Raw genomic sequence first — 19,197 nt, 5'->3', positions numbered from 1 at the left:
TTCGATCTGGCGAGCGAACGCTTTACCGCCTTCGAACTGACGGATGAGAGCGAGGGCGAGGTCATCGATCGCGCCGGTGTCGTGCCGGGCGAAATTCGCGTCGGCGATCGTGCCTATCTGCAGCCCGATCGGGTCGCCAAGGTGCTTGCTGAAAGCGCTGATATCGTAGTGCGCGCCAAATGGAATGGCGCTCGTTGGCTCGACGCCGACGCGAACCGTCTCGATCTCATTGCTCTGCTAAAAAAGTCGCGTGGCAAGGGACTGGTTGATCGGCCCGTCTGGATCAAGGCTTCGGCGAAAGAGCCTATCGCATTACGTCTGGTGGCGATCCGAAAGCCGAAGCAGGCGCGCGATGCCACGATCGAAAAGATCACGCGCCGGGCACGAGACATGGGCCGCAAGCTGCAGCCCGAGACGTTGGTCGCGGCCGAATGGGTCATCATCATCACCTCGCTCGATCGCGATGAATATCCACTTCCAGCAATCAGCAGCCTCTATCGATTGCGGTGGCGCATCGAGATCGCCTTCAAGCATCTCAAGAGCAGTATCGGCCTCGCGCGACCACCGGGCGAGGATCCCAGGAGCGCGAGAGCGCACATCCTCTGTCATCTTCTGCTGGCGCTGCTGACCGAGCCGCTCATCGCGGAACATCTCGGTGACTCTCCCCGCCGGGAGGCCGCGTGAAGAACGGCGTCTGGCGCCTATTGCGCTTGATCGTCGAGGCCCTCGTCGACGCCGTCATCCCCAAACCCGACGTGCAAACGTTGCGGGCCGCTGCGCGGAACATTCAACGCCATCTCCGAGAGCCGCCAAGAAAACGAGAATACCAAGCGTTAATTTGGTAAGTTAGCGCCAATGGGGGTCTCTCTCCAAGAGCGCGAATCGCCGAAAGAAACCCCTCACCCAACCGTATGCTCGGATCGGCCATCGATGCCCTCTCCCACAAGGGGAGAGGGCGCTGTATCGCACAGCGAATTCGCTGCAACATTGAATAGGTTCTAGGTCCGCGCGATTGCCATGCCACGCGGACCAACAATGAGCCCCGCTATCGCCACGCACTCCACTGTCGTCCCGGGCTTGACCCGGGACCCATATCCCCAGGGAGCGGTTTGAGGCAGGCGCGTGGTTGGCACTTCGCCCAACATGACCGCCGCGGCGTATGGGTCCCGGATCGGCGCCACGATCGCGCTATGGCGCGCTCGTGGCTTGTCCGGGACGACACTGATTGTGTTGCGCGATCTCGCTCCCCACCGCCGTCATGCCCGCGCAGGCGGGCATATCCAGTACGCCGTGGCGGACGTGTTGGGCAGGAGCGTCGTAGCTGAGCGCACCCCGCTCAGAAACAGGTCGTGCGTTCCGCCGCCATGTAGCCCAGCAGCAGCCCCGCGCCGAACAGCAACACCAGACCCGCGGCACCGAATTCCAGGCCGCGCATGATCAGCGCGCCACCGCCCTCGCGGCCGGCGCTGAGCCGGCGGGCGACGTCCTTGGCGGCGACGGCGAGCACCGCAATGGTCGCCACGGTCACCGCCGTGCCCATGCCCATCACGAAGGTCGCAGCGACGCCGGCCCAGAACAGGCCCTGCGCCAGCGCGAACACCAGCACCAGGATCGCGCCCGAGCACGGGCGGATGCCCGCGGCGAAGATCGCCTGGAAGCCGCGCTGCCAGCCGCCGGGGCCGGCGAGCTCGCTCGGCGCGGGTCCGTGGGAATGGCCGCAACCGCAATCATCGCCGTGAACGTGATCGTGGTGGACGTGATCGTGAGCAGCGTGACCATGCGCCGCCGCAGCATGGGCGTCCGCACGATCGTGGTGATGATGATCGTGGCCGTGGTGGTCGTGACCATGATGGTGATCATGATGGTGATCATGACCGTGATGATCATGATGAGGCGCGCGGTGCTGATGATCATGCGCATGGCCATGATCATGCACTGACGGCGCCACCGCCGCCGCAGGCGCGCCCGCCAAGGCCAGTGCCGGCGCCGCCGGCTGCCAGGTGCGCAGGAATGCCGCGCCCTTGACCCAGACCAGACGTGCGCCGAGCAGCGCGATCAGGCCGTAGCTTGCAATCTCCACCACCTTCTCGGCGCTGCACATGTTCGCAGCCGTGGCGTTGAGCAGCACGGCACCGATGCCGACGATGACGACCGCGACCAGCGACTGCATCAGGCCCGAGGCGAACGAGAGCACGATGCCGCGCTTTGCCGTCTCCTGGTTGGCGACGAGATAGGACGCGATCACGGCCTTGCCGTGGCCGGGACCGGCCGCATGGAAGATGCCGTAGGCGAACGAGATCGCCAGCAGCCACCACACCGCCGAGCCATCTTGCTTGGCCGAGCGGATCGCCCCCGACATCTGCCGGTAGAACTCCGATTGCTTGGCGAGCAGCCAGCCGACGATGCCGCCGACCTGCGGCTCCGCCGGCGCGCCGAATGGCGGCTTGGCGAGCAGCGCATGCGAGGCGGCGTCGGCGGCGAGAAGCGCTGCGAGGATCGCAGCGCAGGTGAGGAGCGGACGGGCGGAGCTGGGGCGAGGTGTCATGGACATTCCACTGAGATCTTGTTGGCGAAATTCATTCCGAAATTGGCGTTCGCCCCGCCGCTCAGGAATGTCTGTTCGTTCATGGTCTGCGCGACGGAGCCGCCGTCGCTCGGTCTCACCAGGCCGAACTTGCAGCCCGCGGGAGCACTGACCAGCTTGACGGGATCCTTCTCCGCCATCTGGAAATCGATGAAATAGCTGGGATCGTACACCTCGACCTGAAGCTCCCTGGGCTTCACCGGCGCCTTCAGCGGCAGAGTGAAGTGCAAGGTCAGCTTGGTGTCCTTGTATTCGAGGTAGTAGTCGACGGGATCCTCGAGCTTCTGCTTGCGGCCGTCGGACTTGATGAACGTGAAATAGGCATATTCCTTCAGCGACTCGGCATTGGTCTGCGCCAGCGGCGCCAGCTCCTCGCGGGTGTAGACGCCCTTCTGCTTGGTCTCGAGGCCCTGCAGTGCGTAGGTCGCGAACATGTCGTCGAAGGTCCAGGCGTGCCGCACGCCGGTCAGCGAACCGTCGGCCGCGTAGAGCAGCTCGCTGGTCGCTGTGACCCAGACATGCGGATGGGCGCTCGCCGCGCTCGCGCCGAGCACGAGCATCAGCGCACCGAGAACGAAACGAACCACCGCCATCCCCTTCACCTCAAGCCGCCGCGGGGACATCGAGCAGGCCACGTCGGCGGAGCAGCGCGTCGGGCTCGGGCTCGCGGCCCCGGAACGCGACATACGCCGCTTCCGGATCGAGCGAGCCGCCCGAGGAATAGACGCTGTCGTGAAGCCGCTTGGCGACGGTGGGATCGAAGATGTTGCCGGCTTCCTCGAAGGCGCCGAAGGCATCCGCATCCATCACCTCCGACCACATGTAGCTGTAATAGCCCGCCGCATAGTGGTCTCCCGAGAAGATATGGCCGAATTGAGTCGGCCGGTGGCGCAGCGCGATCTCGGGCGGCATGCCGATCTTCTCCATCTCGGCCTTTTCGAACGCGCGCACATCCTTCGAAGCCGATGCCGGCTGGGTGTGGAACTCGAGGTCGATCAGCGCCGAGGAGACGAACTCGACCGTGGCAAAGCCCTGGTTGAAGCGGCGCGCCGCCAGGAAGCGGTCGAGCAGGTCCTGCGGCAGCGGCTCGCCGGTCTGGTAGTGACGCGCGAAGGTTTGCAGCACCTCGGGGCGCTCCTGCCAGTGCTCGTAGAGCTGCGACGGCAGCTCGACGAAGTCGGTGAACACGGCAGTGCCCGACAGCGACGGATAGGTCACGTTGGACAGGATACCGTGCAGGCCGTGGCCGAACTCGTGGAACAGCGTGCGCGCATCGTCCGGCGACAGCAGCGAGGGCTGGCCGTCCGCGCCCTTGGCGAAGTTGCAGACGTTGATGATCAAGGGCGCGGTGTCGCCGTCGAGCTTCTGCTGGTCGCGCAGCGAGGTCATCCAGGCGCCGGAGCGCTTCGACGAGCGCGCAAAGTAATCGCCATAGAACAGCGCCTTGTGGCTGCCATCGGCCGCCTTGATCTCCCACACCCGGACGTCCGGATGCCAGACCGGGATGTCCTTGCGCTCGGCGAAGGTGATCCCGAACAGCCGCGTGGCGCAATCGAAGGCGGCCGCGATCATGTTATCGAGCGAAAGATACGGCTTGATCGCCGCGTCGTCGAAGTTGGCCTTCGCCTGGCGCAGCTTCTCGGCATAGTAACGCCAATCCCAGGCCTCAAGCTTGAAGTTGCCGCCCTCCGCCGTGATCATCGCCTGCAACTGGTCGCGGTCGGCCAGCGCCTTGGCGCGGGCCGGCTTCCAGACCCGCTCCAAGAGGCCGCGCACCGCCTCCGGCGTCTTCGCCATGGAATCCTCGAGGCGATAGGCGGCGAAGTTGGGAAAGCCCATGATCCTGGCGGCCTGCTCGCGCAACGCCAGGATCTCGCCGATGACGGCGTTGTTGTCGTTGGAATTGCCATTGTCGCCGCGCGCGGTGAACGCCTTGAACACCTTCTCGCGGAGGTCGCGGCGGGCGGAGCTCTGCAGGAACGGCTCGACCGAGGAGCGCGACAGGGTCACGATCGCCTTGCCGGGCATGCCGCGCTCTTCCGCCGCAGCCTTGGCGGCAGCCACGAAGCTCTCGGACAGGCCGGCACGGTCGTCCTCGCCGAGCTCGAGGACCCAGTCCTGCTCGTCGCCGAGCACGTGGTGGCTGAAGGTGGTGCCGAGCTGGGCGAGCTTCTCGTTGATCTCGGCCATCCGCACCTTGTCGTCATCGGACAGGCCGGCGCCGGCACGGCGGAAGCGGGTGTAGGTGCGCTCCAGGAGCCGCTGCTCCTCACCGGTGAGCTTGAGGTCCTTGCGGTTGTCATAGAGCAGCGCGATGCGGCCAAACAGCACGGCATTCATCATGATCGGGTTCCAGTGCCGCGCCATCCGCAGCGACACGTCCTTGTCGATCTCCAGAATCGCCGGGTTCGAATGCGCCGACACCAAGTCGTAGAACACCGCCGCGACCTTCGACAGCAGCTTGCCCGAGCGCTCCAGCGCCGTGATGGTGTTGGCGAAGTCGGGCTCGGCCGGATCGTGAGTGATCGCGGTGATTTCGGCGGAATGGTCGGCGAAGGCGCGCTCGAAGGCCGGCAGGAAGTGCTCGGGCCTGATCGCGTCGAAGGGCGGTGTCTGGTGGGGGGTCTCCCAGGCCACGAGCAGCGGGTTGGTCTGGGCGTCGATCACAGCGGTGGTGTCTGACATCGGCTGGGGTCCGTCCTCTCCCGGAAGTTCGATGCGCCCCTCATATCACGGAGCCGGCCCTTTTTGGGTCATTTCCCCTTGAAGGGCCGGGCCTTTTCGGAGAGATTGCGGCCCGCAACAGGACCTGGACCATGAACGCAGAGACCACCTCCAAAGCCGGCCGCCAGATCGCTTGGCCGACCGTGATCACCGTCATCTCGGCGGCGATCCTGATCGGTGCCGAAGTGTTCGGTGCGGCCTTCGCCGGCGGCTGGGCGCTGGCGATTCTGTTCGGGCTCGGCGATAGCGGCGCGCACATCGTTCAAGCCGTGCTGTTCGCGATCGGCGTGTTCGTGATGATCGGCTTCATCCGCGGCGCGCAGCGCATCGAGCCTTTCACCAGGCGCGCGTGAACAGCACAAAAACACTGTCCTGCAAGCGTGAACGCGTTACGAAAGTTTAAGCTCGCTTAACGTTCGTTCAGACATCGACGCCGCTCTGTGTGTCGCGCAAGCACAGATGAGGGAAATCTTTCCCCGCGTCCAAAAATGCCTTGCGAACGAAATTCAAAACGCTTATTTCCGCTTCTGCCCAATTTCGCACGTGCCTGTGGTCGTGTGTCAGTCGGTAGGTATCCGGACAAGAGGCCGGACAGCCGCCAAGGGATGAGGAACCGAGGGGCCCTCGGATCGTTGCGGTCAAGATCACCATGATCGAGATCGTCATGCTCCAGAGCCCAGCATCTCTCTCAAGAGATGCCGCTGAAGGTCACCCCATCTTTTGCAACCGTGACTGGCAGCCGGAGGCGAACCGGCGCACCCCGCTCTCAACGGGGGACGCGACTTAAAGCAACGACGGATCGGGCTTTTTTGGTCTCTACCGGCAGTCCAAAGCCGGCGCGGGCTACTGAAAAGGCTTGTCCTTCATTGCCAGGTGTGCGGGCGGGAAATTCCCAACCAATCCACGGCAGCACAATTCGGCTACGGGTTCGAGGTTTTGTCGCCTTTCCATCGGGCGGCAACGCCAAGGCACCCGTGTCGGGATCATTTTGAACGGGTCTCGTCGCTGGGGCCGTTTGGAGGGTGCTATGACCGAACGTATCCGGGAATTCCTGCGCAACCGCCGCGAGGAAGGTCTGGACCACGAGCCCTGTCTCGTCGTCGACCTCGAGATCGTGCGCGACAACTACATGAGCTTCGCTCGGGCGTTGCCGGACAGCCGCGTGTTCTACGCGGTCAAGGCCAACCCGGCGCCGGAAGTGCTGTCGCTGCTCGCCTCGCTCGGCTCCTCCTTCGACACGGCGACCGTCGCCGAGATCGAGATGGCGCTGGCCGCCGGCGCGACGCCGGACCGCATCTCCTATGGCAACACCATCAAGAAGGAGCGGGACATCGCGCGCGCCTATGCGCTCGGCATCCGCCTCTTCGCCGTCGACTGCGCGGCCGAGGTCGAGAAGATCGCGCGCGCAGCGCCGGGCGCGAAGGTGTTCTGCCGCATCCTGTACGATTGCGCCGGCGCCGAGTGGCCGCTGTCGCGCAAGTTCGGCTGTGATCCCGAGATGGCGGTCGAAGTGCTGGACCTGGCGAAGCGCCTGGGCCTGGAGCCGTGCGGCATCTCGTTCCATGTCGGCTCGCAGCAGCGCAAGGTGAAGGCGTGGGACCGCGCGCTGGCGATGGCCTCGACGGTGTTCCGTGACTGCGCCGAGCGCGGCATCAACCTGACCATGGTCAACATGGGCGGGGGCTTCCCGACCAAGTACCTGAAGGACGTGCCGCCGGTCGTGCAGTACGGCCGCTCGATCTTCCGCGCGCTGCGCAAGCATTTCGGCAACCAGATCCCGGAGACGATCATCGAGCCGGGCCGCGGCATGGTCGGCAATGCCGGGATCATCGAGTCGGAAGTGGTGCTGATCTCGAAGAAGAGCGACGAGGACGAGCTGCGCTGGGTCTATCTCGACATCGGCAAGTTCGGCGGTCTCGCCGAGACGATGGACGAGTCGATCCGCTACGCCATCCGCACGCCGCATGAGGGCGCGGAGATGACCCCGTGCGTGCTCGCCGGCCCGACCTGCGATTCGGCTGACGTGATGTACGAGAAGCTGCCGTATCCGCTGCCGGTGACGCTCTCGATCGGCGACAAGGTGCTGATCGAGGGGACCGGGGCGTATACCTCGACCTACGCGTCGGTGGCCTTCAACGGCATCCCCCCGCTGAAGACCTATCACATCTGATCTGGCTGCCCTCGCCCCTGCGCGGGTGAGATGGGCAAGAGCCTCGGGTGGGGCTGCCCCCACCCCGACCCTCCCCCGCAAGCGGGGGAGGGAGCGATCCACCGTCATCTTCAACCTGACATCACGTGTTTGCGCGCGAGCCCAAGGTCCGCCGCGCAGGCCGGGGACTGACGTGCCATGACCGCTTTTCGCATCCCTTCGACCACGCCGCTTCGGACTGCCGCTCCGTTCGTGATCCGTGCCGAGCGTGCCTCCGACGTCCCGGCGCGCGAGACGCTGCTCGATGCCTGCTTTGGCGACAATCGCCATGAGCGCACCTGCCAGCGCCTGCGCGACGGACGCGCGCCCGCCGCAGGCCTCGCCTTGTCGGCGACGCGCGGCGGCGTCCTCGTGGGAACGCTGCGGCTGTGGCACGTCAGCGCCGGCGGACGCGACGCGCTGATGCTCGGCCCGCTGGCGGTCGCCGCCGAGGCGCGCAGCCTCGGCGTCGGTGCGGCGCTGATGAATGCCGCGCTGATGATCGCGGCGTCGCGCGGCCATGGCGCCGTGGTGCTGCTCGGCGATGCGCCCTACTACGCCCGCTTCGGCTTCGATGCGGCCAAGGCGGCCGCGCTCGAGTTGCCCGGCGCGTTCGAGCGCGCCCGCCTGCTCGGCCTCGAGCTGGTCGACGGCGCGCTGGACGGCGCATCGGGTATGATCGTCGCCACCGGCTCTGCCCAGCGCAAGGCCCGCCGCCGCAAGGAGCGGCCGCTGCCATGCGCGGCGTGAGGACCAAGGCGGCGGCGCAGCCGCCGCGGCGGACCTGGCTGCCGACGCTGGTGCTGATCCTGCTCGGCATCATGATCGTCCGCGACATCGTGGTTCGGCGCTGGAGCAGCGGCCCGTCTGCCGGACCCGACGTCACGCGCCTGCGTTAGGCATTCCGGCAACGGGCGCCGCAGCAGCCCCGCGAGGGGTTGCGCAGGTGCAGCAAAAGCTCTTTAACCCCCGAAAATCCCGCCACGAGGCCCGCCATGTCCCGCCGCCTGATCTCTACCGGATCACCGTTCGAGAAGACCGCCGGCTACAGCCGCGCCGTCATCGATGGCGACTTCGCCTTCGTCGCCGGCACCACCGGCTACGACTACAACACCATGACGATGCCGGCCGATGTCACGAGCCAGTCACGCAACTGCTTCAAGACCATCGCGGCCGCCCTGCAGGAGGGCGGCTTCGAGATGGCCGACATCGTCCGTGCGACCTATTACCTCACCGACGTCAGCGACGCCGACGCGCATTTTGCGGTCTGCGGCGAGGTCCTCGGCGACATCCGCCCCGCCGCCACGATGGTCGTCGTCGCGGCGCTGCTGAAGCCGGAGATGAAGGTCGAGATCGAGGTCACCGCCAAGCGCCGCGGCACCTAAACGCGGCGAGGCATCTGAAGGCGCGCGCCGCCTGAGTCCATCCATCCCACGCACCTTTCGCGGAGAACCATTCATGAGCTCGCAGATCCACGCGAAGATCACCGGCCCCATCGTGATGATCGGCTTCGGCTCGATCGGCAAGGGCACCCTGCCCCTGATCGAACGCCATTTCGATTACGACAAGAGCCGGTTCGTCATCATCGATCCGCATGACGACGGCGCGCTGGCGAAGAAGCACGGCGTCCGCTTCATCCAGCAGGGCGTGACCCGCGACAATTACCGCGAGCTCCTGGTGCCGCTGCTCACCGAAGGCGGCGGCCAGGGCTTCTGCGTCAATCTCTCGGTCGACACCTCCTCGGTCGACATCATGACGATGTGCCGCGAGATCGGTGCGCTCTATATCGACACCGTTGTCGAGCCGTGGCTCGGCTTCTATTTCGACAAGCAGAAGGGTGTCGAGCAGCGCTCCAACTACGCGCTGCGCGAGACGCTGCTGGCTGCCCGCCGCAAGAGCCCCGGCGGCACCACCGCCGTCTCGACCTGCGGCGCCAATCCCGGCATGGTCTCCTGGTTCGTCAAGCAGGCGCTGCTGAACATCGCCAAGGACACCAACACCGAGATCGTCGAGCCCAAGAGCCGCGAAGGCTGGGCGCAGCTGATGCAGAAGCTCGGCGTCAAGGGCATCCACATCGCCGAGCGCGACACCCAGCGATCAAAGAATCCGAAGCCGATGGACGTGTTCGTCAACACCTGGTCGGTCGAGGGCTTCGTGTCCGAGGGTCTGCAGCCGGCCGAGCTCGGCTGGGGCACGCACGAGAAGTGGATGCCAGAGAACGGCCGCTGCCACACCGAGGGCTGCGGCGCTGCGATCTACCTGCTGCAGCCCGGCGCCAACACCCGCGTCCGCTCGTGGTGCCCGACCCCGGGCGCGCAATACGGCTTCCTGGTGACCCACAACGAGTCGATCTCGATCGCCGACTATTACACCGTGCGCGACGGCGACAAGGTGGTGTACCGCCCGACCTGCCACTACGCCTATCACCCGGCCAACGACGCGGTGCTGTCGCTGCACGAGATCTTCGGCGCCACCGGCAAGATGCAGGAGAAGTGGCACATCCTCGACGAGAACGAGATCGTCGACGGCATCGACGAGCTCGGCGTGCTGCTCTACGGCCACGGCAAGAACGCCTATTGGTACGGCTCGCAGCTGTCGATCGAAGAGACCCGCCGCATCGCGCCCTATCAGAACGCCACCGGCATGCAGGTGTCCTCGGCCGTGCTCGCCGGCATGGTCTGGGCGCTGGAAAACCCAACCGCCGGCATCGTCGAGGCCGACGAGATGGACTTCCGCCGCTGCCTGGAAATCCAGTCGCCGTATCTCGGCCCGGTCAAGGGCTACTACACCGATTGGACCCCGCTGAACGATCGCCCCGGCCTGTTCCCGGAGGACATCGATACGTCCGATCCCTGGCAGTTCCGCAACATCCTGGTGCGGTAAGCCCTCGCCGTCGTCCCGGCCTCGAGCCGGGACCCATACTCCGTGACGGGTATGTGGCGGGAGGTGGACCTAATAGACTGCCCCGAACTACTCCCTGGGGTTATGGGTCCCGGCGTTCGCTGGGACGACGGCGGAATTTGTCGCCGCGTTCGCGCCCCGCTCACTCCTCCGTCATGGCCGGGCTTGACCCGGCCATCCACGAAGCCTGCGCCGCCGGAAACACGTGGATGCCCGGGACGAGCCCGGGCATGACGATGTTGAGGCAGAGTGCGGATGATCGAGCACTTAGCTCGCAGCGGCCAGCTACTTCTTCTCCATCGGCGGCGCGACCTTCTCGGCGGGAGCCGGCGGCAATGCCGGCTTGGCGCCTTCCTGCTGAGCAGCCGGATCGGGGCGCGCCGGCTCGGGCGCCGGTGTGGTCGGGCGGGTGCCGCCGGGCTTGGATTCGGCTGGCGTCGCCGACGGTTCGGGCGTCGCCTGGGCCATCTGGTCGAGATGGTTGGCCTTGATCTCGGTCAGCGAGATGATCGCCACCAGTGCGCCAAGGCCGAGCAGGCCGCCTGCGAGCCACAGGTCCCTTCGCAACGTCCGTTTGCTGTTGATCGAGGCCATGGCTGTCATCCGCATCATGTGATGTGCGGAACAACGAATGGAAGGGGGCGAGGTTCCCATTGGGACCTGCGCCCCAACGCCCCATCCCCGCCCTGGAACGCGCCGTTACAGCCGCAGCAGGCCCGCCTCGCCACTTTCATCAGAGAAAGCGAGCCACGTTCCCGCGGCATTCCAGCCCAGCGCCACGACCGGCGGTGTCTCGTTCCGCCGCACCAGGATCTCGGCGCCATCCTGCATCCGCACCATCAGCACGGTGCCGTCCTCGTAGCCGCAGGCCAGGATGTCCTGCTTGGGATGGCAGGCGACCGCGGTGACCTTGGCCTTCATCGGCGCCAGCATCGCCGGCTCCTTGCCCATCGGGCCGTCCTTGCCGACGAACGGCCAGAGGATGACCATGTCGGCGCCGGAGGTGGCGAGAAAGCGCCCGCCGCTGCCCCACGACATCGACTTGACCCGCGACGGGTAGCCGGTCATGCGCATGTGCCGGGAATCGGCCAGCCGCCAGCCATGCAGCGCCGGCTCGTGCATCGCCGTGACCAGGAACTTGTTGTCCGGGCTGAAGGTGACGGCGTGATGCGAGCCGGCCCAGCCGAGGAATTCCGGCTCGCCCGCCATGTTCGGAAACCACAGAGTGGCGCCGTTGTAATGCGCGATCGCGAGCCGCAGGCCCTTCGGCGCGAACGCCAGTCCGCCCGCGGTCGAGGGCACCTCGAGCGACTTCTCCTCGCCCTTCGGCGCGCGCACGAACGCGGTCTTGCCGACCGACCAGGCGATCGCCCCATCGGGGTGAACCGCGACGTTGTCGATCCAGCGCCGCTTCGGATCGGTGGCGAGCACGCTGACGCTGCCGGCCTTGTCGAGCGCGGAGACCTTGCCGTCATCACCGCCGAACAGGATGCGCGATCCGTCCGACACCGCCGACAGGATGCCGCCGCCTGATACCTCGATCTTGCTGATCTCGCCCTCCGCGTCGACAACCGCGACGCTCTCCTCGGTGCCGACGAAGACCGCGCGGTCGCCGAGATAGTGCACGGCCGTGACGGCCATGCCGAGCGCGACCTGCTTCACCTTGTCGGTGACGGAGACGATGGATGCGGCCTCGCCGCCCTGGTCGAACGACGTCATCAGGTCACGATGCAGCGTTCGAAGCCTTCGCGGATGGCGTCTTCCGGCAACTCGCGGCCGATGAAGACGACGCGGCTCTGGCGCGCCTCATCCGGCTTCCACTTCCGCTGATGATCGCCTTCCAGCATCATGTGCACGCCCTGGAAGACGTAGCGGTCGTCATCGTCCTGAAACGCCAGGATGCCCTTGGAGCGCAGGATCTTGCCGCCCTCGGTCTGCACCAGGTTCTGCAGCCACGGCATGAACTTCGACGGATCGAGCGGCTTGTCGGAGCGCAGCGACAGCGACTGCATCTCCTCGTCGTGATAGTGCTTCAGGCCGTGATCGTGATGGTGGTGATGATGATCATGACCGTGGTCGTGATCATGATGGTGATGATCGTGGTCGTCGCCGGCTTCGAGGAATTGCGGCTCGATCTCCAGGATACGATCGAGATCGAACGCGCCGCGCTCCAGCACGTCGGCGATGGCGATCTGGCAGCGCTCGGTGCGATGCAGCTTCGCGTAAGGATTGATGGCGCGGATGCGCGCCTCGACCTCGGCGAGCTCCGGCTTGCTGACGAGATCGGTCTTGTTGAGCACGATGACGTCGGCGAAGGCGATCTGGTTCTTGGCCTCCGGCGCATCCTTGAGCCGGTCCGACAGCCACTTCGCGTCGGCCACCGTCACCACCGCATCGAGCCGGGCGTTCTTCTGCACGTCCTCGTCGACGAAGAAGGTCTGCGCCACCGGCGCGGGGTCGGCGAGCCCGGTGGTCTCGACGATGATGGCGTCGAACTTGCCCTTGCGCCGCATCAGGCCGGAGATGATGCGCACGAGGTCGCCGCGCACCGTGCAGCAGATGCAGCCATTGTTCATCTCGAACACTTCCTCATCGGCGCCGACGATGAGATCGTTGTCGATGCCGATCTCGCCGAATTCGTTGACGATGACGGCGTACTTCTTGCCGTGGTCTTCCGAGAGGATGCGGTTCAGAAGCGTGGTCTTGCCCGCCCCGAGATAGCCGGTCAGGACCGTCACTGGTGTCTTGCTCGCGTCGGACATGCTCACTCCGAAAACCTCAGATCGCATCGAAAATGGCTCAAAAGCGCTGGCCGCGAGGGCTTGAAAACCCTAACGGACCAGCGCGCTCGTCAAGGCCCTTATATTGTGCCTGACCATGGCAATGTAAGTGGGAACGGGGCCCTTTTCATCGCTCAGGGCGTCGGAATACAGCGTACCGCCGATCTTGGCGCCGGTCTCGGCGGCGATCCGGCCGACCAGCCGGTCATCGTTGAAATTCTCCAGGAAGACGGCCGGAATCCCTGTTTTTTTCACCTGGCGGATGATCTCGGCGACGTCGCGGGCCGAGGGCTCGGTCTCGGTGGAGACGCCGAGCGGGGCGATGAAGGCGACGCCATAGGCATCGGCGAAATAGCCGAAGGCGTCATGGGTCGAGATCACCTTGCGCCGCTCGGCCGGGATCTTGTCGATCTCGGCGCGGACCTCGCGGTCGAGCGCATCGAGCTCGCCGAGATAGCGCTCCGCATTGGCCTTGAATATCTCCGCGTCTGCGGGGTCGGCCGCGACCAGCGCATCGCGGATGTTCTTCACATAGACCTTGGCATTGCCGACCGACTGCCAGGCATGCGGATCGGCATCCGTGCCGCGCTTGCGCGGGGTGATGCCCTGCGTGGCCGTGATGATCGGCGCCTTGCTGCCGGAGGCCTGCTGCAGCCGCGGCAGCCAGCCCTCCAGCCCGAGGCCGTTGACGATCAAGAGCCGCGCGGCGCCGACGTCCTTCGCATCATGCGGCGTCGGCGTGTAGACGTGCACGTCGCTGTCCGGCCCGACCAGCGAGGCGACACTGACCTTGTCGCCGCCGACCTGGCGGACGAAGTCGGCGAGGATCGAGAAGCTGGTGACGACGTTCAGCCGGGTCTCGGCCGATGCGGGGGCGACGAGCGACAGCAGCAGAGTGAGGACGGACAGCAAACGTTTCATGGGGATGGACTTCAGGCTTCGAGGTGACGTCCCGGAAACAGTTGCGGAAGCACGCCGCCCACGCGTCCGAACAGCACCGAGCCAAGATAGAGGAGCGACGCGACCAGGATGATCGCTGGCCCCGAGGGAATGCGGGTCTGGAACGACAGCACCAGGCCGACATAGCCGGAGACGATCGCGGAGGCGACCGCGATGCAGATCATCGGCGTGACGTCGCGCGACCAGAACCGGGCGATGCCCGCCGGCAGGATCATCAGTCCGACCGCGAGCAAGGTGCCGAGCGCCTGGAAGCCGTTGACGAGGTTGACCACGATCAGGCCGAGGAAGATCAGGTGCGCCGGCGCGCCGGCGCGGCTGACGGTGCGCAGGAACAGCGGGTCGACGCTCTCGACCACCAGCGGGCGATAGATCACGGCGAGCACGACCAAGGTGAGCGTGGCATTGAAGGCCACCATCAGCAGGGTCGGATCGTCCATCGCCAGGATGTTGCCGAACAACACGTGCAGCAGATCGATGTTGGTGCCCTTGACCGAGACGATGGTGACGCCGATCGCCAGCGACGCCAGATAGAAGGTCGCGAGCGACGCGTCCTCCTTCAGCCCGGTCGAGCGCGACACCAGGCCCGACAGCAGCGCCACGGCGAAGCCTGCGATCAGCCCGCCGGTCGTCATCGCGAACAGGTTGAGCCCCGACAGCAGGAAGCCGATCGCGGCTCCCGGCAGGATCGCATGCGCCATGGCGTCGCCGACCAGGCTCATGCGCCTGAGCATCAGGAAGACGCCGATCGGCCCGGAGCCGAGCGACAGCGCGATGACCGCGGCGAGCGCGCGGCGCATGAACTCGAAATCCGAGAACGGAGCGAACAGCACCTCGCGCAGCATCATGCCGCCTTGGAGGCTGGCGCGGGCACGCAGGGCGCGGCGGCATCGTCGAACGCCTCGCACATCCGGCGCGCCTGCGCGAGATTGTCCGTTGTCAGCACCTCCGCCGTCGGTCCCCAGGCCACGGCCTCGCGCGCCAGCAGCAGGGTCTGCGGGAAATGCGCGCGCACCATGTCCATGTCGTGCAGCGCCGCCAGCACGGTGCGCCGCTCGCCATGCCAGTGCTCGATCAGTTGCAGAAGGTCGGCCGAGGTCTTGGAATCCATCGCGTTGAACGGCTCGTCGAGCACGATCACGCGGGCATCCTGCAGCAGCACGCGCGCGAACAGCATGCGCTGCATCTGGCCGCCCGACAGCGTGCCGATGCCGCGGCCCTCGAAGCCGGTGAGGCCGACGGCGGCGATGGCACGGGCGATCTTCTCGCGCGCGGCCGCGCCGATGCCGCCGAACATGCCGGTGCTGCGCCACAGTCCGGTGCTGACGAAATCGAACACCGAGATCGGGAAAGAGCGGTCGATATCGGCGATCTGCGGCAGATAGGCGATCTCGCGCGGCTTGAGGCCGGCGGCCGTGATGGTGCCGGCGAGCGGCTTCAACAGGCCGACGATGCCGCGGAACAAGGTCGATTTGCCGGCGCCGTTGGGACCGATCACGGCCAGCAGCGCGCCCTCCGGCACCTCGCCGGAGAGATGATGCACGGCCGGGTGGCGGTCATAGCCCAGGGTGACGTCGCGGAATTGCAGTTGTGCCATCGCCATCATCACCGCATCGCCAGCCAGACGATCAGCCAGAGCAGGGCGCTCGCCGCCAGCGCCGCGCCGAGCCGCGTCGTCACCGGCATGCGCAGGATCGACCACGGCGCGGGCTGCGCCGGATGCGGCGCCGCCGGGCCGTGGCTGTGGGCATGGCCGTGAGCGCCATGCGCGTGGCTATGGCCGTGCACGTGGCCATCATGCGCATGGCTATGGAGGGCGGACTGGGTCATTTCGTCATAATGTTACATTATAACATCACCCCTGTCTATCGCGACGGGGGACGTTCCAGCTGGGACGGTGGTGGTCCCACCCGCCGCCAAGGGGCAAGGCGAGCTCGAGCCGCAACGCCGGTGCACTCCCTCTCCCCGTCCTTCACGGGGAGAGGGCGGGGGTGAGGGGCAGCGGCACGGGTGGTGCTAGGTAGCGAGAGCCGCAGCTCTCACTGATTTCTTCTGGCGCTGCACGTCAGCTTTGTTCTCGAAGCGACGTCCTTAATCACGCGGTTCAGGCAAGTCCGTGCGCGAGTGAGGAAGGCTTTTCACTGGCACCACCCGTGCCGCTGCCCCTCACCCCAACCCTCTCCCCGTAAGAACGGGGAGAGGGAGCGCACCGTCGGTGCGGCAAGCATCCGAGCTATCGCCCTCAGCTCAATGCCCGCATCAAGGCCAGGCCGGCGAACAGGCCGGCGATGGAGATGCCGACCGAGCCCACCACGTAGAGCACCGCCAGGCCAACCGCGCCGCGCTCGTAGAGCAGCGCGGTGTCGAGCGAGAAGGCGGAGAACGTGGTGTAGCCGCCCAGGATGCCGGTCATCAGCACCAGCCGCCACCATTGATGGCTGCCGCCGCTCCGGAAGGTGAAATAGCCGGCGATCAGGCCCATCACGGTCGAGCCGGTGATGTTGATGATGAAGGTGCCGTAGGGAAAGCCGGTACCGAACGCCTTGCTGCTCGCCATGTTGACGGCGTGGCGCAGCGCAGCCCCGGAGCCGCCACCGACGAAAACGAGCAGATAGCCTAACAACTGATTCACGGAACCTCACCTCGCAGACTGCGCCCGCAGCAGACCCCTGCCCGCCCGGCATCACCTGAAAAATCTCTGCCGAAACGTCTGGTCCCTTGCAAGGATCGTCCTGATCGCGGCTGGTCACAAAAAAAGGGCGGCGAGCCGAAGCCGCCGCCCTGGTCACTTGCTTGCGTCAGCGATCAGATCGCCTTGCTGTAGAGCTCTTCGACGTATTCCCAGTTGATGAGGTTCTCGACGAACGCCTTCAGATAGTCGGGACGGCGGTTGCGGTAGTCGATATAGTAGGAGTGCTCCCAGACGTCGCAGCCGAGGATCGGCGTCGCGCCATGCACCAGCGGGTTCTCGCCGTTCGGGGTCTTGGAGATCTCCAGCTTGCCGTTCTTGACCGAGAGCCAGCACCAGCCCGAGCCGAACTGGCCGACGCCGGCCGCGGCGAAGTCGGCCTTGAACTTCTCGAAGCCGCCGAGATCCTCGTCGATCTTCTTCTCGAGCCGGCCGGGCAGCTTGGAGCCACCGCCGTTCGGCTTCATCCAGGACCAGAAATGGATGTGGTTGAAATGCTGGCCGGCATTGTTGAACACGGCGGGGTTCTTGCCGAACGAGCCCTTGACGATCTCCTCGAGGGACTTGCCTTCGAATTCGGTCCCCTTGATCGCATTGTTGCCGTTGGTCACATAGGCCTGATGATGCTTGTCGTGATGGTACTCGAGCGTCTCCTTGGACATGTAGGGTCCGAGGGCCTCATAGGCGTAAGGCAGGGGGGGAAGCGTAAAGGTCATGGGGGCGGTTCCGCAACTTGTGGAAGACGGGATTTAACGGGACCTTCTTATAGAAGGTTCCGACACCCTAAAACACCGTGAATTTGGAAAAAGCGAGCCGCTTTGATGTGCATCGAGATCGACGTATTGAATGGTGACGCCGCCTGGCCGCTGGTCAAGCCGCTTTACGAGGCCGTTTGGCCGCCGGAGGTGGTCGCCGGATTACCGTGGGCGGGTATCACATTTGCGCATGCCGACCTGCGGGTGCTGGTGCAGGACGACAGCGGCGAGGTGCTGTGCCATGTCGGCATCTATCGCCGACTCGTGAAGTGGAACGGCCAGAACGTCAATGTCGCCGGCATCGGCGGCGTTTTGACGCGCGCGGACGTGCGCAATCGCGGCCTGGCCACCGTGGGACTCAACGCCGCGATCCAGACCCTGCGGCACGAGGACTCGATCAACTACGCCCTGCTGTTCTGCGCGGCGGATCGCATCCCCTTCTACACGGCGAGGGGCTTCATCCCGTTCGACGGCGACGTCTACGCCGAGCAGCCCGACCAGGGCCGCATCCGCTTCGACCGGCTGTCCGCGCTGGTCCACGACGTCAAACGCACCGCGCCGACCCGCGGCACCATCGACCTCTGCGGCCTGCCGTGGTGAGGCTACGCAAATTGGCGCATTGCCTCGCCGTCGGCACTTGAGCCCGACCAGCGCGGCACGGGCAGTGCGCTCCCTCTCCCCGTTCTTCACGGGGAGAGGGTCGGGGTGAGGGGCGGCCGCACGGGAAGTGCATGCGGCGAGCCTGCCCCAATTCGTTTGACTCCCGCTTCGCTCAGCGCCTAACGGCTTTGCATCTTCGCAGACCACCCGTGCCGCTGCCCCTCACCCCAGCCCTCTCCCCGTGAAGAACGGGGAGAGGGAGCGCACCGCATCTGCCGGCACGACTGTGCCCTTCCGTAATCAACGCCAGCTCGGCCCTCAGTTGACTTCCGGAAAAAATAATCTTCTTGCGTATTTTCTGAAATCATGATCATCTCCGCGCATCCCGCCTCACCGCGGAGGGGCGTTGCGCGCGATCGTCACGACACGCGAGGTGGGGATGCGATGGCCGCGATGAAGCCGCAGCGTGTCTTCGGGCACGCCGACGAACGGCTTTGCTGCGGACGTGAAATCGCAGCGTCCTGATACCCCGACGCTGGTATCAAGCCGCGATGGCGCTGATGTGCCGCGTGGTGATGGTGGCCAACAAGCCCGGCGCACCAGGGAGACTGCGTATAAGCGTGAAGACCGTCGCGCAGGGAATGCCGGAGTGTTCGGCTTTGCCTGTGGTACCTGCCGCCTGCATTTTTTTCGCAGGCGGGCCGTGGGTGAGGCCTTCACCCGGCATTCCCTGCGCCCTCTGCACTCTCGCGAGGGACGACCTGATCGCAAAGCTCGGGCAACATCTGCCGCGAGAACGCGAAGCTATGTCGATCGCTGTTTGAGACGTGAATCCGCCTCCCCCCACCCTACCGCTTCTCCGCTTCGCGCTCCCTGGCCTCGCGCTCGGCGCGCTGGCGGTCGAGGCGACGGCCCTGCCATTCGAGCACGAGCCAGCCGGCGATGCACATCGCGACGACGACGAATTCGAGCAGGCCCCCCATCTCGCTCATGGCGCGTCACTCGCGGGTCTGACCTTG

Annotated in this window: 21 protein-coding genes; 8 read left to right on the top strand and 13 right to left on the bottom strand. The window is 65.8% G+C overall.

Annotated features, from left to right (window positions below):
• Positions 1 to 684, top strand: a 684-nt coding sequence (locus tag ACQR1F_RS21110) for a transposase (protein WP_434896500.1), incomplete at its 5' end; no start/stop codon positions are given.
• Between the two features lie 652 nt (positions 685 to 1,336).
• Here the strand turns inward: ACQR1F_RS21110 and ACQR1F_RS21105 are convergent.
• The 3 genes from ACQR1F_RS21105 to ACQR1F_RS21095 are packed head-to-tail and all read right to left on the bottom strand — an operon-like array spanning position 1,337 to position 5,269.
• On the bottom strand, positions 1,337 to 2,545 hold the full coding sequence (locus tag ACQR1F_RS21105) for a nickel/cobalt transporter (protein WP_434913770.1): 1,209 nt from the start codon (positions 2,543 to 2,545) through the stop codon (positions 1,337 to 1,339).
• On the bottom strand, positions 2,542 to 3,177 hold the full coding sequence (locus ACQR1F_RS21100) for a DUF1007 family protein (protein WP_316179634.1): 636 nt from the start codon (positions 3,175 to 3,177) through the stop codon (positions 2,542 to 2,544). The genes ACQR1F_RS21105 and ACQR1F_RS21100 overlap by 4 nt, the downstream gene beginning before the upstream one ends.
• A gap of 10 nt (positions 3,178 to 3,187) precedes the next feature.
• Positions 3,188 to 5,269 carry a M3 family metallopeptidase gene (locus ACQR1F_RS21095; protein WP_434913769.1) on the bottom strand — a complete coding sequence of 694 codons (2,082 nt, stop codon included), beginning with the start codon at positions 5,267 to 5,269 and terminating at the stop codon, positions 3,188 to 3,190.
• Positions 5,270 to 5,400: 131 nt separating this feature from the next.
• On the opposite strand from ACQR1F_RS21095, the gene ACQR1F_RS21090 reads away from it, so the two are divergent.
• The 6 genes from ACQR1F_RS21090 to ACQR1F_RS21065 all read left to right on the top strand — a co-directional run bounded on the left by ACQR1F_RS21090 (position 5,401) and on the right by ACQR1F_RS21065 (position 10,379).
• Positions 5,401 to 5,661, top strand: coding sequence for a hypothetical protein (locus ACQR1F_RS21090; RefSeq protein WP_315801799.1), 261 nt, complete (start codon positions 5,401 to 5,403; stop codon positions 5,659 to 5,661).
• A 674-nt stretch (positions 5,662 to 6,335) separates the two neighbouring features.
• Entirely contained in the window at positions 6,336 to 7,478 is a 1,143-nt protein-coding gene (locus ACQR1F_RS21085; RefSeq protein ID WP_315716540.1) for a type III PLP-dependent enzyme, read from the top strand.
• A gap of 177 nt (positions 7,479 to 7,655) precedes the next feature.
• On the top strand, positions 7,656 to 8,246 hold the full coding sequence (locus tag ACQR1F_RS21080) for a GNAT family N-acetyltransferase (RefSeq protein ID WP_434889562.1): 591 nt from the start codon (positions 7,656 to 7,658) through the stop codon (positions 8,244 to 8,246).
• Complete coding sequence (locus ACQR1F_RS21075) at positions 8,234 to 8,395, top strand: hypothetical protein (protein WP_434889563.1); 162 nt, start codon at positions 8,234 to 8,236, stop codon at positions 8,393 to 8,395. Before ACQR1F_RS21080 ends, ACQR1F_RS21075 begins: the two co-directional genes overlap by 13 nt.
• 96 nt (positions 8,396 to 8,491) lie before the next feature.
• Positions 8,492 to 8,881 carry a RidA family protein gene (locus ACQR1F_RS21070; protein WP_434913768.1) on the top strand — a complete coding sequence of 130 codons (390 nt, stop codon included), beginning with the start codon at positions 8,492 to 8,494 and terminating at the stop codon, positions 8,879 to 8,881.
• A gap of 73 nt (positions 8,882 to 8,954) precedes the next feature.
• Positions 8,955 to 10,379 carry a homospermidine synthase gene (locus ACQR1F_RS21065; protein WP_434913767.1) on the top strand — a complete coding sequence of 475 codons (1,425 nt, stop codon included), beginning with the start codon at positions 8,955 to 8,957 and terminating at the stop codon, positions 10,377 to 10,379.
• A gap of 303 nt (positions 10,380 to 10,682) precedes the next feature.
• On the opposite strand, the gene ACQR1F_RS21060 is transcribed toward ACQR1F_RS21065, so the two are convergent.
• From ACQR1F_RS21060 to ACQR1F_RS21020, 9 genes are all read right to left on the bottom strand, one after another.
• The gene (locus ACQR1F_RS21060) at positions 10,683 to 10,991 is read right to left on the bottom strand and encodes a hypothetical protein (protein ID WP_434887871.1); all 309 of its coding nucleotides are present in this window, start codon (positions 10,989 to 10,991) and stop codon (positions 10,683 to 10,685) included.
• Between the two features lie 105 nt (positions 10,992 to 11,096).
• Positions 11,097 to 12,116 carry a WD40 repeat domain-containing protein gene (locus tag ACQR1F_RS21055; RefSeq protein WP_316217195.1) on the bottom strand — a complete coding sequence of 340 codons (1,020 nt, stop codon included), beginning with the start codon at positions 12,114 to 12,116 and terminating at the stop codon, positions 11,097 to 11,099.
• Positions 12,116 to 13,159, bottom strand: a complete 1,044-nt coding sequence (locus tag ACQR1F_RS21050; protein WP_434913766.1) for a CobW family GTP-binding protein — start codon at positions 13,157 to 13,159, stop codon at positions 12,116 to 12,118. Before ACQR1F_RS21050 ends, ACQR1F_RS21055 begins: the two co-directional genes overlap by 1 nt.
• 69 nt (positions 13,160 to 13,228) lie before the next feature.
• A complete protein-coding gene (locus ACQR1F_RS21045) occupies positions 13,229 to 14,098 on the bottom strand; it encodes a metal ABC transporter substrate-binding protein (protein WP_434913765.1) in 870 nt (289 codons plus the stop codon).
• An 11-nt stretch (positions 14,099 to 14,109) separates the two neighbouring features.
• The gene (locus tag ACQR1F_RS21040; protein ID WP_409997905.1) at positions 14,110 to 14,982 is read right to left on the bottom strand and encodes a metal ABC transporter permease; all 873 of its coding nucleotides are present in this window, start codon (positions 14,980 to 14,982) and stop codon (positions 14,110 to 14,112) included.
• Positions 14,979 to 15,740: a metal ABC transporter ATP-binding protein gene (locus ACQR1F_RS21035; RefSeq protein ID WP_434913764.1), complete on the bottom strand. Its 762-nt coding sequence runs from the start codon at positions 15,738 to 15,740 to the stop codon at positions 14,979 to 14,981. The genes ACQR1F_RS21040 and ACQR1F_RS21035 overlap by 4 nt, the downstream gene beginning before the upstream one ends.
• Positions 15,740 to 15,964: a hypothetical protein gene (locus tag ACQR1F_RS21030; protein WP_434913763.1), complete on the bottom strand. Its 225-nt coding sequence runs from the start codon at positions 15,962 to 15,964 to the stop codon at positions 15,740 to 15,742. Before ACQR1F_RS21030 ends, ACQR1F_RS21035 begins: the two co-directional genes overlap by 1 nt.
• A gap of 412 nt (positions 15,965 to 16,376) precedes the next feature.
• Positions 16,377 to 16,766 carry a fluoride efflux transporter CrcB gene (gene crcB / locus ACQR1F_RS21025; protein ID WP_434913762.1) on the bottom strand — a complete coding sequence of 130 codons (390 nt, stop codon included), beginning with the start codon at positions 16,764 to 16,766 and terminating at the stop codon, positions 16,377 to 16,379.
• Between the two features lie 173 nt (positions 16,767 to 16,939).
• Complete coding sequence (locus ACQR1F_RS21020; RefSeq protein ID WP_434913761.1) at positions 16,940 to 17,539, bottom strand: superoxide dismutase; 600 nt, start codon at positions 17,537 to 17,539, stop codon at positions 16,940 to 16,942.
• Between the two features lie 105 nt (positions 17,540 to 17,644).
• Between ACQR1F_RS21020 and ACQR1F_RS21015 the strand changes: the two genes are divergently transcribed.
• The gene (locus ACQR1F_RS21015; RefSeq protein WP_434913760.1) at positions 17,645 to 18,178 is read left to right on the top strand and encodes a GNAT family N-acetyltransferase; all 534 of its coding nucleotides are present in this window, start codon (positions 17,645 to 17,647) and stop codon (positions 18,176 to 18,178) included.
• A gap of 848 nt (positions 18,179 to 19,026) precedes the next feature.
• On the opposite strand, the gene ACQR1F_RS21010 is transcribed toward ACQR1F_RS21015, so the two are convergent.
• A complete protein-coding gene (locus tag ACQR1F_RS21010) occupies positions 19,027 to 19,170 on the bottom strand; it encodes a hypothetical protein (protein WP_315803434.1) in 144 nt (47 codons plus the stop codon).
• Positions 19,171 to 19,197: the final 27 nt, after the last annotated feature.

This window comes from Bradyrhizobium sp. HKCCYLS3013 (assembly GCF_051167615.1).
Classification (GTDB): Bacteria; Pseudomonadota; Alphaproteobacteria; order Rhizobiales; family Xanthobacteraceae; genus Bradyrhizobium.
This window is presented reverse-complemented; position numbering and strand designations above follow the sequence as displayed.